The sequence below is a fragment of the Clostridium brassicae genome, from assembly GCF_026738875.1.
Lineage (GTDB): Bacteria > Bacillota > Clostridia > Clostridiales > Clostridiaceae > Clostridium_H > Clostridium_H brassicae.
This window is the reverse complement of record NZ_JAPQFJ010000019.1, coordinates 48338-62245: the sequence shown is the minus strand read 5'-3', so window position 1 is coordinate 62245 and position 13908 is coordinate 48338. Positions and strand designations below refer to the sequence as shown.

The window sequence follows — 13908 nt, the reverse complement described above, 5'->3', positions numbered from 1 at the left end:
ATTCTGTGAAATTATTCCAGAAGGCTCCGCCTAAAAATCTGGGCGACTATGGAATATATTGAATAATATTAACAGGTAATTATATGAAAATATAATCTTTATATTTGTACGAAATCTAGGTAATTAAAAAAAGACTGTATCAAAGGTAATCTAATCTGATACAGTCTCTTTTTCAACATATTTAAATTTCATTACTTTTTATAATAAACTGCTTTCCATTCTTTAAAGCGTACTCATAGTAAATATAGTCTCCTTCAACTCCTATAAAATCAATATTCCTATCATTAAATATCCTTTGCTTATCCTGACCATTTATATTAATTTTATATAGCCTATTTCCATCTTTTCCTGATTTGTAATATATCCATCCATCTTTGATAGTAAGCAAATATACATTGTCAATCTTCCCATCTAGCACCTTATTTTTTTTATCTCCATCTAAATTCATACGGTATAAAGTACCTTTTTCAGATAAAGTGCTATAATAAAGACTTCCATCGTATTCTAATAAATTAGTAATATTATCTTTACTAACTAATTCATTAGTTTCTCCATTTAATTTACATCTGTATAAATCACTTGATATTTTGGAATCTTTAATTTCATAATTTATGGAATAATATATCCAATCTTTGGTAAGTTCATTAATAGTTATATTAGCACCAGAATACAATCTCTTTAAAGATTCATCTGTATTTTCCCATATTTTTTCTTTCTTATTTGTTCCTATTTTTTGTTTAAACAAAGTAAAACCATTGTTATTTATATTTTCTACGGTATATAAATAATCATCTTTTACTTTACCATTAAAATCGCCTAAATTCTTTATAATTTCTTGTTCTTTGCTTCCATCTAGTTTAGCTCTAAAAAATTTTTTTGTTACCTTATCTTCTTTTTCAATATTTTCTGTAAAATATATCCACTGTTTATCTATACTTGTGATTTTTTGCCATCCATCTTCTACATAGGAAAGCATTTTTTCTCTTTTGCCATTTACATCAATTATATTTAGATTTCCTCTTCTCTTATTTTTCTTAATATCTGTAGTATAGATTATATTATTGTTATGTATATATGCACTACTTGGACTAGATTTACTTATCTTCTGTTTTTCACCATTTAATATATTCATTTTATAGATTTCATTGTGGACATCCTTAAAACAAAATATATGATCTCCAACTATATTAATATTGCTTATAGGTCCTTCTTTTATTTTTTTTCTATTTGATCCATCAATTTTTATTGCATAAAGTGAATCCCCATCAAACTCATTTATATAATATATATATTCTCCATATATATTTATATCTTTTACATTTTCATCAGTTAATCTTTCTACTTTAAAATTTTTCATATCAGCTTTACATAAAAATTTATTCTTACTTTCATTGCCTTTATTAGAAAAATAAATACTATCTCCTTGTATTTGAATATCTTCTTTTAATGAAACATAATCTATCAGTTTATTAGGTTTATATATTCTTTTCTTAAAATTTCCATTTATACTTGCAGAATAAAGTGCATCTTTTTTCAAATAATAGATTTTATCATCTACAATATTAAAGAGATGTACATTCTCATTTAGTATTTTTCTATTCTTTTTTCCGTATATACTCATTTTATATAAAGAATTATCATCATCTACATTACTATAGTATATATATTCACCTCTGACTCTAATATATTCAGCACTTGAATTTCCTAATTTTTCACGTCCTTCACCATTTATTTTTATTTTGTAAATTTTCTCTCCGTCCTTCAAATTTGAGTAATACACATATCCATCTAAAACATTTATATATCTTGCAACATCATCACATATCTTTGTAATTTTCTTAGTTTTTTTATTCATTTTATGTAATTCACCATTTGCATCATAATTACTATAATATATATAGTCTTTATCTTCTGAAGCATTCCCCCCATTATATATATTTCCTGTAGTACTTCCAATTTTAGAATTAGGAGTTTCAAAATAACCATAGGATTTTAATTGAAAAAATCCAATAATAGAAAAGAATAAAACAATTACTGAAACTATAATCCCTTTAAGTTTCATTCTTTCACTCACGCCCTTCAACTTTAGCTTTTAAAGTAATGATATCATATTTCATAAATAAAAAAAATATAAGTTAGCATTTCAAACACTAACTTATATTTTTTTATTTCATCAGCTTATCCAAAATAGTTATAATCTCATCGACTTTTTCTTCACCTTTATCATGCAAAAAAGCATCTCTAACACAATGATTTAAATGTTGCTTAAGAATTTGCGAGTTAGCTTTTTTTAATAAAGCTTCAACCGCAATTATCTGATTAGATATATCTACACAGTATCTACCATCATCTATCATTCTTATTATTCCCTCTATTTGTCCTTTAGCAGTTTTTAAATATTGTTCTGCTTTCTTTTTTTCATTGTTCATAAATTTCCTCCTCTACCCTGCTAGGGTGAGACTTAATATCCCAACTCCTTATTTACTATTATTACATGAATTCTTTCATTAGAGGATTGTCTTTTTATAAGTACATACTCATTACATATTCTATCCGAACTAGCACAATCCATACAATAACCTACTTCTGAACAGGGAGTTTTCTTATCTAGTCTTTTACAATTAGCAGGAGCTGCTAATTCTCTATTTCTATTAATTGCCTCATCTAAATTTTTAACTATTTTATTTACACCTACAACTACAATAACTTTATCTGGTCCATAAAGCATAGCTGCTACTCTATTTCCAGTGCCATCTACATTATATAATTCACCTTTTTCTGTAATTGCATTACTACTTGACAAATATACATCTGCAAAAAAACTCTTTCTATATATCTCTTTTATCTTTTCTTTAGTTAATCCTTCCTTATACCTATCTAAAAAATTGTATTTATTATTTCTAATCAAATCCAAAGCACCTATTTCAGAAAGTGTCATTGAGCCACCAACAGATATTGTGTCACCTTCTTTTATAAGATTTTTAATCTTATCTAAAGCTTCTTCTTCGTTTTCAACAAAATAACCATTCATATTATTTTTCTTTAAATTGTCAATAGTTCTCTCAACTTTTTTTTGAGTAACAAAGGCTGTGTTTTTATCCATAAACTCCTATCTCCTTTCAATATAACATTTACTATATTAAATGTATAATTGTAAATAAAATTAATTTAGGTATATTTTTAAATAAACTTCATTAAAAAAGTCCCATATTAACCATTATAGCAATTATAAATAATTTAACAATTATTTATAATTTAACAATCTCCCTTATTAACTCAAACCTTTTCTTCTGGCTTTAACACCTGTATACTTGGTGATTTTAATACTTTTTTAACAATGCTTAAAATTTCATTTTCTTCTATTTTAACATCATCAAACTCACTAAATATACCCTCTATTGAATTATACATTATTTTATGTGTTGTTACCATTTTAGCTAACTCAATAGCTCTTTCCAAACTAAGTTCTTTTTTTAAATTAATATTTTTTATTATTTTATTTACACTTTGTATATTTAAAATTTGTGTTTGATTTTTTATTTCTTCTATTTTCTTATTTATTATTTTTATAACTTTCTCTATATTATCATTAGACGTTCCTAGTCTGATAGTAAATAGCTTTATTCCCTTTTCATTTTTTATGTTACTAGAAATATCGTATACTAAACCATATTTTGTTCTTATTTCATCATATAAAATACTACTTATGCCTTCACCAAATTTATTATTAAAAACCTTTAACAATTTTACTTCTTTGTCATTCAACTCATGGATAGGAAAACAGTATTGTATTTTGGCTCCATTTAACCCTTTTATTATCTTATAAAAAATACCTTCATTATTAGGTTCATAATATTTCTTTTCCTCATACACATAATCATTTTCAAATCCACCAAAATACTTCTCTATTACCTTTTTAATTTCTTCAAATTCTAAAGAGGATACTACACTAATTGAACAATTCTTTGGAGCATAGTGTTTTTTATAAAAGTTTTTTGTATCTGATACAGTAAAATTTCTTATATTTTTTTCGGTACCAATTATTAAATTCTTAATTCTTCTTTTATTAAAAGCATTATAAAAAAGTTCATCTTCACAATTTTGATAAGTATCATCCTTCCATTCTTTAAGTTCTTCAAGTATTACTGCTTTTTCCTCATTAAATCCTTCTTCATTAAAGAGTGGATTTAAAATTATATCTGAATATACCTCAAAACCTTTTTCAAAATCAGAAGACATAGTAGTCCCATAATAAATAACATATGGATAGTTTGTCATAGCATTATGAAAGCCAAATATATCATCACAGCAATTATTAATCTCTTCTTCTGATCTATTTTTTGTCCCCTTAAAAACCATATGTTCTACTATATGAGCTAGTCCCAATTCATTTTCATCTTCTACTAATGCTCCCGCATTAAATCCTATGCAAAATGATGTTATATTTCCACTTCTTTTTACGTATTGAACATTTATACCGTTATTCATTTTATGTTGTATCAATTAAAACTAACTCCTTTCAATACTCGTGTATATATTAATACAAGACTTGGTTTTACTTATTTTGTATACATAGACTACATATAAACAAAGTAAAAGAGTTAAGCAATGTTAATTTGCTTAACTCTTTTATTATATACTAATGACTTACTAATTTACACTATAAATAAAATATATATTATTATACCTTACAAATTAGCTAACAAAATTATAACCACATATTCTTAACTTTCTGATGTATCATGAACATTCCAAGTAAATGCTAAGAATACTACTGAAAGGACACTAGCTGCAACTAATAGCATAAATCCTCCATCCCATCCGTATTTATCAACTATTGAACCTAATAATATCTCTGCCAATACAGATCCACCCATATATCCAAATAAACCTGTAAATCCTGCTGCAGTACCTCCAGCTTTTTTAGGAACTAAATCAAGTGCAGCAACTCCTATAAGCATAACTGGTCCGTAAATTAAAGCGCCTATTGAAGCCAATGCTATATTTATAGCCATCATACTTGTACTTTTCCAATAAACAAATGTAGCAACTGCAACCCCTAGCATACAGAATACACCAGCTGGAGCACGACGTCCATGGAATACCTTATCACTTATCCATCCAACTATAATTGTGCCTGGAATAGCAGCATATTCAAACAATGCAAAAGCTAATCCTGCTTCTTTTGTATTAAATCCTCTTATCTCTTTTAAATAAACTGGAGCCCAATTAAGAACACCATACCTTACTAAATAAACAAACAAATTAGCCATAGCAATAATCCATAAAAACTTGTTGTTTAGTACATATTTAAATAGTATTTCTTTCCCTGTCAATTCTTTTTCTGCATCTTCTACTTTTACATCATATTTGGGATAATCATTTCTATATTCTTCTATCGGCGGTAATCCAAGTGATTGAGGAGTATCTTTTGCAAATATCATAAATAATATTCCAGTAACAATTGCTATTATACCTGGTAAATAAAAAGCACCTTTGTAACTTCCGCCAAACATAGTAATACCTAAAACTGCTACAGTAGCTATTACTGCTCCCCCTACATTATGAGCAGTATTCCAAATAGACATTTTAACTCCACGCTCTTTATCAGAAAACCAGTGTGTCATTATTCTCCCACATGGTGGCCATCCCATACCTTGAAACCATCCATTTAATGTCCATAATACAAATAATATTGGTATGCTTGCTGTCATTCCCATAAATATATTAGCAAGTCCAGATAATATAAGTCCTATTGCTAAGAAATATCTTGGATTAGATCTATCTGAGAAACTACCCATTATAAACTTACTTACCCCATAGGCTATGCCTAATCCCGAAGCTATAAATCCAAGTTCTGTTTTTGTAAAACCTAATTCAGCTATCATATAATTTTTAGCAATAGAAAAATTACTTCTAACAAAATAGTACACTGCATATCCAAGATAAATACTTATAAACATCTGAATACGATACCTCTTGTATGTAGAGTCAATTTTGTCCTTTGGCAAACGCTCAATATGAGGTGCCGGTTTTAAAAATCCTATCATTTTTGTTCCCCTCTCTTTAGTTGTTCTTATAATTAAGTAAAGTTCATGAACTTTACAATTATTATCATTTGTACTGTTTATGTCATATCTTTTATAAAACTGGGATACCTTAATTAATTGGATTTATATATCGTTTTCATAAAAAACATAAATTTAAACATTAGTTTTCTTAAAACAAAAATTCTAATTTATTACGCTTAATTATTTTGTATTTAATTGTATATTTTCAATATTTTAACTTATCATTCAATAAAAAAGAGAACACTAATTAAAAGGAAGTTTTTATTCCCTTTTAAAATTAGGCTCTCTTGTTCTCTGCCATACTATATTTACATATTTTAACTATATTTTTTATTGCCAAAAGTATATTATCATGATTTAAACTATATTGCAATATTTTTCTCAACATTTTTCGACCTTATATATAACTACGCCATTTTTTAATTTAATAAAGCATAAAAAATTTTACAAAACTGCCATTGTAAATATATGTTATAATTGTCATATGTGTAATATATGGAGGCATTAATATGTTAGAAACTAATTCAACAGCCAAAAAAAATATATTTCAATTTATTACCTATGCACTTATAGGTGGAAGTAACTTAATTATAAATTTTGTGGTACTAAACATATTATCCAATGTAACTAATATATATTCTGGCACTAATACCTATACCAAAATAATGTTATCTTTATTTGAGTTTACAGCATTTATATTATATTCGATTAATGGATACTTTTTAAATAAAAAATTTACTTTTAAAACAAATAGTAGTTCTTATATAAAATATGCTTTAGTATTAGGTACCTCAGCTTTTTTTAATGCTAATTTGTTTATTATTCTTACAGCTCATAATGTATTTAATATTCCAATAAGACTCTGGTTTAATTTATCAAAACTTACATCTTCCATGACTATAGGTATACTTACTTTTTTAATTAATAAATTTTTTATATTCAAATAATATGCAAAAAAAATGTTGCAAAGCAACATTTTTTTATTATACATTTTATCTATTTTTCAACAATAACACTTGTTCCCATTCCGCCACCTATGCAAAGAGTAGCTAAACCTCTTTTAGTTTCTTCTCTCTTTTGCATTTCATGTAATAATGTAACAAGAATTCTTGCTCCTGATCCTCCTATAGGATGTCCAAGAGCTATTGCTCCTCCATTTACATTCACTCTATCCATAAACTTATCAAAACCTAATCCTCTTGCTACTGCTATACTTTGTGCAGCAAAAGCTTCGTTGGCTTCTATTAAATCCATATCTTCTATCTTTAATCCCCCTTTTTCTAATGCTCTTTCTGTTGCCCCTATTGGCCCTACTCCCATTATTGAAGGATCTACTCCTTTTGAACCATAAGATACTATTTTAGCTAATGGTTTTATTCCTAATTCATTAGCCTTTTCTTCACTCATTATTACTAAAGCTGCTGCTCCGTCATTTATTCCTGAAGCATTTCCTGCTGTAACTGATCCATCTTTTTTGAAAGCTGGTCTTAACTTTGCTAAACTTTCTTCAGTTGTTCCAAACTTTGGATACTCATCTGTATCAACTACAACTTCACCTTTTCTTGTTTTTATCACTACTGGAACTATTTCATCTTTAAATCTTCCTTCTTTTATAGCTCTTTCGGCATTTTGTTGAGATCTTAACGCAAATGCATCTTGTTCTTCTCTTGTTATACCATATTTTTCATTAACATTTTCAGCTGTTATTCCCATATGATATTGATTAAAAGCATCCCATAATCCATCTTTAATCATTTCATCTACCATTTTTCCATCACCCATTCTTTGTCCCCATCTTACTCCTTCGAAGACATAAGGTGCTCTTGACATACTTTCAGCTCCACCAGCAACAACTATATCCGCATCACCAGCCTTAATTATTTGTGCTGCTAATGATACTGCTCTTAGTCCTGATCCACACACCTTGTTAATTGCAAAAGCTGGGACCTCTACTGGAATACCTGCATTTACAGATGATTGTCTTGCTGTATTTTGTCCTTGTCCTGCTTGAAGAACATGACCCATTATTACCTCATCAACTTGTTCTGGTTTTACACCAGCTTTATTTAATGCTTCTTTAATAACTATTGTTCCTAATTCTACAGCTGTTACATCTTTTAATTTCCCACCGAATGCTCCTAAAGGTGTTCTAACTGCGCTTGCTATAACTACATTTTTCATGATTTATTTCCTCCATATACTATAATTAAAAAACATTAAAACTTCTTTAAATCAACTTTTAACATATATCTAAAATTACATAAATATTATTTTGAATAATCAAAGAATCCTTTTCCAGTTTTTCTTCCAAGCCAACCAGCTCTAACATATTTTCTTAATAATGAATGTGCTCTATATTTTGTATCTTCTGTTTCTTTAAATAGTACATCCATTATAGCAAGACATACGTCTAATCCTATAAGATCTCCTAAAGCTAAAGGTCCCATTGGGTGATTAGCTCCAAGCTTCATAGCCTTATCTATATCTTCTGCTGAAGCTATTCCTTCTGCTAATATACCAACCCCTTCATTAATCATAGGTATTAATATTCTATTTACAACAAATCCAGGTGCTTCTTCAACTTCTACAGGTTCTTTTCCTATCTGTTCAGATAGTTCCTTAATTTTATCAAATGTTTCTTGTGAAGTTGCCATACCTCTTATAACTTCAATAAGTTTCATAACTGGTGCTGGGTTAAAAAAATGCATTCCTATTACTTTATCTGCTCTATTAGTCGCTGCTCCAATTTCTGTAATTGAAAGTGATGATGTATTTGAAGCAAGTATAGTTCCATCTTTACAAATTTTATCTAGTTGTCCAAAGATCTCTTTTTTAATTTCCATGTTTTCTATTGCTGCTTCTACAACTAAATCGCAATCAGCTGCCATATTAAGGTCAACTGTTCCTGTTAGTCTAGAAAGAATTTCTTCTTTTTTATTTTCTTCCATCTTACCCTTTACTACTAATTTTGATAAGTTTTTATTTATTAGAGTTAATCCTCTATTAACAAATTCATCTTTAATATCTCTTAACACAACTTCGTAACCCTTTACAGCAAAAGCTTGGGCTATTCCTGAACCCATAGTGCCAGCTCCTAATACACATATCTTTTTCATCCCACGTCTCCTCCTTAAAAATATTCTCGTCCTTTTTATTAGCATTAATTGTGCCAATTGATATAAAATTCTATTTTCTTTTACATATCTATATTATATTCTTCTAGTTTTCTATATAAAGAAGACCTCGGTATTTCTAGCTTATCAGCTGCCTTTCTCTTGTTCCCTTTAGTTTCTATCAGTGCTTTTACTATTAATTTTTTTTCAATTTCCATCATAATATTTTTTAATCCTGTATTATTATTGATAGCTTCTATCTTTATAAAATCATTAATTATATCATTAGGTATGTCCTTTATTGATACATTAACATCATCAGCACTAACACAAATTTTCTCCACAATATTCTTAAGTTCTCTTATGTTCCCAGGCCATTCATATTTACTTAATACTTTTATAACCTCGTCATTCAGCTGCCTATATAATCCTGTTTCTTTATAAAATTCACTTACAAAATTTCTAACAAGTAAATTTATATCACTTTTTCTCTTTCTTAAAGGAGGTACTTCTAGACTTAATACATTTAATCTATAATATAAATCTTCTCTAAACTTTCCTTTTTCAACCATAGACTTTAAATCTTTATTGGTTGCACTTATAACCCTAACATCTATTTGAATATTTTTTTTACCTCCTACTCTTTGAACCTCTTTTTCTTGTAAAACTCTTAAGAGTTTGGCTTGAAGATATATAGGCATTTCACCTATTTCATCTAAAAAAATAGTTCCTCCATTAGCCAGTTCAAATTTTCCAATATTCCCACCTTTTTTGGCTCCAGTAAAAGCTCCTTCTTCATATCCAAAAAGCTCTGACTCCATTAAAGTTTCTGGAATAGCAGAACAATTTACACTTACAAAAGGTTTATATCTTCTATCACTCTCATTATGAACAGAGTGCGCAAACAATTCTTTCCCCACTCCACTTTCACCATAAATTATTACATTTGAATTAACCTTAACAATTTTTTTTACTTGATTTTTACATTCCTGTATGGCTGGTGAATTACCAACTATAGAATTTAAATTATATTTCGCTTTATTTATCTTTGCTATCTCATTTCTTAATAGCTTTACTTCTTTATCTAATTTTTCATATTTATCCATAAGCTCTTTCATCTCACCAACATCATCAAATAGTATCATCCCAATTCCACCTAATACTTTTCCACAGTTATTTAATATAGGAATAATATGCACCACTGCTGCTTCTTTTCCATTTTCAAATTTATGTTTTGAAGCTATCAGCGCTTGCTTTGTCTCTAAAACTTGCTTAAATGTAGATGAAGGATGTACTTCATATATATTCTTTCCTATTAGTTCTTCCTGACTCATATTAAAAAAATCAGCAAAAGTATTATTCACATATATAAATTCGCATTTTTCATTTACAATATCAATTGACATAGGTAATTTATCAAATATTTTATGACAAAACTTGATGAAATTTTTACTCTTTAAATAATTCATTTTAATTAGCACCTTTCACTAAAATTCAATCATAAAATAATATATTACATTTAAGCCATTATGTAAAACCTTATAATTCTTTCTTTGGAGAGATTATGTACAAATATAAGACACAATTCTCAGTTCTGTACATGTTTCTTAATTTTCTGAAATATGCATTTTAAAATTCTTAATTGTTAAATTTTTAATTATTTTATTAATTTTTTAACATACTTAAATAAAACAAAAGACCTGTGTATTTTTAAATCTACACAAGTCTCATATTTTTACTTTTTTATACTATTTATATAATCATCTAGCTCTAATAAAAGTAATTTTCCACCTCTACCAGCTCTATTTTGAAGTTTTATATCTTTAATATCTACACTTTCTTCAACGCTTTTTCTAGAAATAAGTTTTAATTTAGTTAATCCTTCACTATCTAAAGCAATTTCATCATTTATATTGGCACTACTTACTAAACTTCCATATATAACTTCATCATTATCTTTAAGACTTATTCCTGTAACTCCAGAAGCTATTTTACCCATAGCTCCTATTGTTTCAGCTTCAAACCTTATACACATAGCGTTTTTTGTTATTAATAATACATCTTTACTCAAACTATCAGATATACATATACTTATTATTTTATCATCTTCGCTTTTAAGCTTATACCCTTTAGTAAACACGTATTCTCCATCAAATTCTTTTAATAAGGTTCTTTTTACATATCCATTTCTAGTGAAAAAGAATATACTGTACTCTAATTTAAAATCTGATATTGAAAAAATACCTCTAATCTCCTCATCAAGATTGTATTCATCTACAACTTCACTTAAATTAATTCCAGTTGAATCAATATTTTGGATCATATTTGAAGGCACTTTAAATACGCTTCCTTTATCACCAAATACCATTAAAGTGCTAGATGAATTAGTAACACATCTTAAAGGTTTATCTTTCTTACTTATAGATTTTTGTGAAACTTTAATATATCCTTTTTTATCAATATTTACACTAAAATTTTTATAATCAAATTCTTCAACATATTCCACTTCCAAAACTCTATCTTTATTTGAAAGAACAAAAAGTTGAGTTCCTAGTATACTTCTATCTACTTCTTCAATTGGTGGTTCTTTCACAAAAAACTCAAGTTTGTTAAAAGTTTTTATTCTTATATATTTTTCTTTTCTATCTTTATCACATAATTGAGTATGAATAAGCATTTCATTTTCTTTCAATTTTAATGCCACTAGCTTAGAGTAATTAGTTTTGAATTTATCTAAAGAGGTCTTTTTAATCATACCTTTATTTGTGAAAAATATAAAATCCTTATTTCTTGAAAACTCATCTATATTAAATACTGTTACAATATTTTCTTTATCTAAATTCAATGGTTTTATTAACTCATCTATTCTCTGCCCCTTTTCTTTCCACTTCATTTCTGGAATTAAGGAACATTTTATTTGATACATATTCCCTTCATTTGTAAATACAATCAAATTATCTTTTGTATTCGAATTTATTAGGAATTTATTAAAATCCCCTTCTCTGTACTCTATCTCTTCCACATTTGTATTAGACCTTTTATATGATTTTTCAGAGATTCTTTTTATATAACCTTCATTTGACATAGTAATTACTACATCTTCTTCTAAAACTAGTTCATCTATATCTATTTTAGCTTCATCATCATTTTTAATAATTTTAGTTCTTCTTTTATCTTTGTAGTTTTCTTTTACCTTTTCTAACTCTTTCTTAATTAAATTTAGTAACTCTTTTTCACTTCCTAATATTTTCTTCAATGATTTTATCTTCTTCTCAAGCTGCTTATACTCTTTTTCAAAAACTTTAATTTCAAGTCCAGTAAGTCTGTATAACATAAGTTCTACTATTGCTTGTGCTTGAATTTCTGAAAAGCCAAACTTATTTATAATATTAGTTTCTGAATCACTTTTAGATTTAGATGCTTTTATTGTAGCAATAATATCATCTATAATTCCTATTGCTTTAATAAAACCTTCTACTATATGAAATCTTCTTTCCGCAATTTCTAGTTCTTTTTTAGTTCTTCTTATTACAACATCTTTTTGATGATCAATATAATGCATTAAGATTTGCTTCAATCCCATAGTTTGAGGTTTACCCTCAGCAATTGCCACCATGTTAAAACTTAAATTGCATTGCAAATCCGTTTTCTTAAACAAATACTTTAATACCTTCTCAGCAGTTTCCATTTCTGTTGACTTTTTAAATTCTATTACTGCTCTTACTCCATTTCTATCAGATTCATCTCTAATATCAGCTATAGTTTCTAAATTTTTTGCATGCTTCTTATCAGCAGTCATCTCCGAAATTATCTGAAGAATTTTAGCCTTATTTCTTCTATAAGGAAACTCTTTTATAATTATTCCATATCTATCATTATCTAATTTCTCAATACTTGTTTTAGCTCTTAAAGTTACTCTTCCTTCTCCAGTTTCATAAGAAGACAATAAAGCTTTTTCTCCTATAAGTATTCCACCAGTAGGTAAATCTGGACCCTTAACATATTTCATGAGTTCTTTTGTATCAATTTCTTTATTATCTATTAAAGCAATTGTACCATCAATAACTTCCTCTAAATTATGAGGAGGTATATTAGTTGCAAGTCCTACTGCTATACCAAAAGCTCCATTAACAAGTAAATTAGGAAATCTTGCAGGAAGCACTTTAGGCTCAAGTTCTGTATCTGAATAGTTATTTACCATTTCTACTACATCTTTATCTATATCCTTCAACATCTCTAAAGCAATATTAGTAAGCCTAGCTTCAGTATACCTCATAGCTGCTGCATTATCTCCGTCCACACTTCCCCAGTTTCCATGGCCGTCAATAAGAGGCATCCTAGTAGTAAAGTCCTGTGCTAAAATTACCATGGCATCATATACAGAAGTATCTCCATGAGGATGGTATTTACCTAAAATATCTCCTACTATTCTTGCAGATTTAAAATAAGGTTTATCTGGCATAGCTTTAAGTTTGTATGCCCCATATAATATTCTTCTATGTACTGGTTTTAAACCATCTCTTACATCTGGAAGTGCCCTTTCCTTTGCTACTTCTACAGCATAAGGCAAATAGTTATCAGGCATAATCTCTGAAAGAGGTACTGTTATTATATTATTATCTACAGGTATTTCTAACTTTTTCTTTGACATTCCTTACGTTCCTTTCTTAAGGCATATGAAAATAAATAGCAAGTTAAAGATGCTACAGATACTTTGTGAAATA

General features: G+C 27.8%; 10 protein-coding genes. 1 reads left to right on the top strand and 9 read right to left on the bottom strand.

Going from position 1 to position 13908, the window contains the following annotated elements; translation table 11 throughout:
* Positions 1-181 precede the first annotated feature (181 nt).
* From OW729_RS15785 to pgtP, 5 genes are all read right to left on the bottom strand, one after another.
* Complete coding sequence (locus OW729_RS15785) at positions 182-2062, bottom strand: DUF5050 domain-containing protein (protein ID WP_268062518.1); 1881 nt, start codon at positions 2060-2062, stop codon at positions 182-184.
* A 103-nt stretch (positions 2063-2165) separates the two neighbouring features.
* Positions 2166-2429 (bottom strand): metal-sensing transcriptional repressor, encoded by a 264-nt coding sequence (locus OW729_RS15780; protein WP_268062517.1) that lies wholly within the window; start codon positions 2427-2429, stop codon positions 2166-2168.
* Between the two features lie 32 nt (positions 2430-2461).
* A complete protein-coding gene (locus OW729_RS15775; RefSeq protein WP_268062516.1) occupies positions 2462-3103 on the bottom strand; it encodes a lactate utilization protein in 642 nt (213 codons plus the stop codon).
* A 173-nt stretch (positions 3104-3276) separates the two neighbouring features.
* Positions 3277-4503 (bottom strand): M16 family metallopeptidase, encoded by a 1227-nt coding sequence (locus OW729_RS15770; protein WP_268062515.1) that lies wholly within the window; start codon positions 4501-4503, stop codon positions 3277-3279.
* Between the two features lie 221 nt (positions 4504-4724).
* The gene (gene pgtP, locus OW729_RS15765; RefSeq protein ID WP_268062514.1) at positions 4725-6050 is read right to left on the bottom strand and encodes an MFS transporter; all 1326 of its coding nucleotides are present in this window, start codon (positions 6048-6050) and stop codon (positions 4725-4727) included.
* A gap of 530 nt (positions 6051-6580) precedes the next feature.
* On the opposite strand from pgtP, the gene OW729_RS15760 reads away from it, so the two are divergent.
* Positions 6581-7018, top strand: a complete 438-nt coding sequence (locus OW729_RS15760; protein WP_268062513.1) for a GtrA family protein — start codon at positions 6581-6583, stop codon at positions 7016-7018.
* A gap of 49 nt (positions 7019-7067) precedes the next feature.
* Here OW729_RS15760 and OW729_RS15755 read toward each other — a convergent pair whose 3' ends face one another.
* From OW729_RS15755 to OW729_RS15740, 4 genes are all read right to left on the bottom strand, one after another.
* Entirely contained in the window at positions 7068-8252 is a 1185-nt protein-coding gene (locus tag OW729_RS15755; protein ID WP_268062512.1) for an acetyl-CoA C-acetyltransferase, read from the bottom strand.
* 86 nt (positions 8253-8338) lie between these two features.
* Positions 8339-9187, bottom strand: coding sequence for a 3-hydroxybutyryl-CoA dehydrogenase (locus OW729_RS15750; RefSeq protein ID WP_268062511.1), 849 nt, complete (start codon positions 9185-9187; stop codon positions 8339-8341).
* A gap of 80 nt (positions 9188-9267) precedes the next feature.
* The gene (locus OW729_RS15745) at positions 9268-10653 is read right to left on the bottom strand and encodes a sigma-54 interaction domain-containing protein (RefSeq protein WP_268062510.1); all 1386 of its coding nucleotides are present in this window, start codon (positions 10651-10653) and stop codon (positions 9268-9270) included.
* A gap of 266 nt (positions 10654-10919) precedes the next feature.
* Entirely contained in the window at positions 10920-13835 is a 2916-nt protein-coding gene (locus tag OW729_RS15740) for a DNA topoisomerase IV subunit A (protein WP_268062509.1), read from the bottom strand.
* Positions 13836-13908: the final 73 nt, after the last annotated feature.

Bases quoted from the DNA above. Each gene is read 5' to 3' on its own strand.
- OW729_RS15785 (WP_268062518.1), bottom strand. From the start codon at position 2,062: ATGAAACTTAAAGGGATTATAGTTTCAGTAATTGTTTTATTCTTTTCT.
- OW729_RS15780 (WP_268062517.1), bottom strand. From the start codon at position 2,429: ATGAACAATGAAAAAAAGAAAGCAGAACAATATTTAAAAACTGCTAAA.
- OW729_RS15775 (WP_268062516.1), bottom strand. From the start codon at position 3,103: ATGGATAAAAACACAGCCTTTGTTACTCAAAAAAAAGTTGAGAGAACT.
- pgtP (WP_268062514.1), bottom strand. From the start codon at position 6,050: ATGATAGGATTTTTAAAACCGGCACCTCATATTGAGCGTTTGCCAAAG.
- OW729_RS15760 (WP_268062513.1), top strand. From the start codon at position 6,581: ATGTTAGAAACTAATTCAACAGCCAAAAAAAATATATTTCAATTTATT.
- OW729_RS15755 (WP_268062512.1), bottom strand. From the start codon at position 8,252: ATGAAAAATGTAGTTATAGCAAGCGCAGTTAGAACACCTTTAGGAGCA.
- OW729_RS15750 (WP_268062511.1), bottom strand. From the start codon at position 9,187: ATGAAAAAGATATGTGTATTAGGAGCTGGCACTATGGGTTCAGGAATA.
- OW729_RS15745 (WP_268062510.1), bottom strand. From the start codon at position 10,653: ATGAATTATTTAAAGAGTAAAAATTTCATCAAGTTTTGTCATAAAATA.
- OW729_RS15740 (WP_268062509.1), bottom strand. From the start codon at position 13,835: ATGTCAAAGAAAAAGTTAGAAATACCTGTAGATAATAATATAATAACA.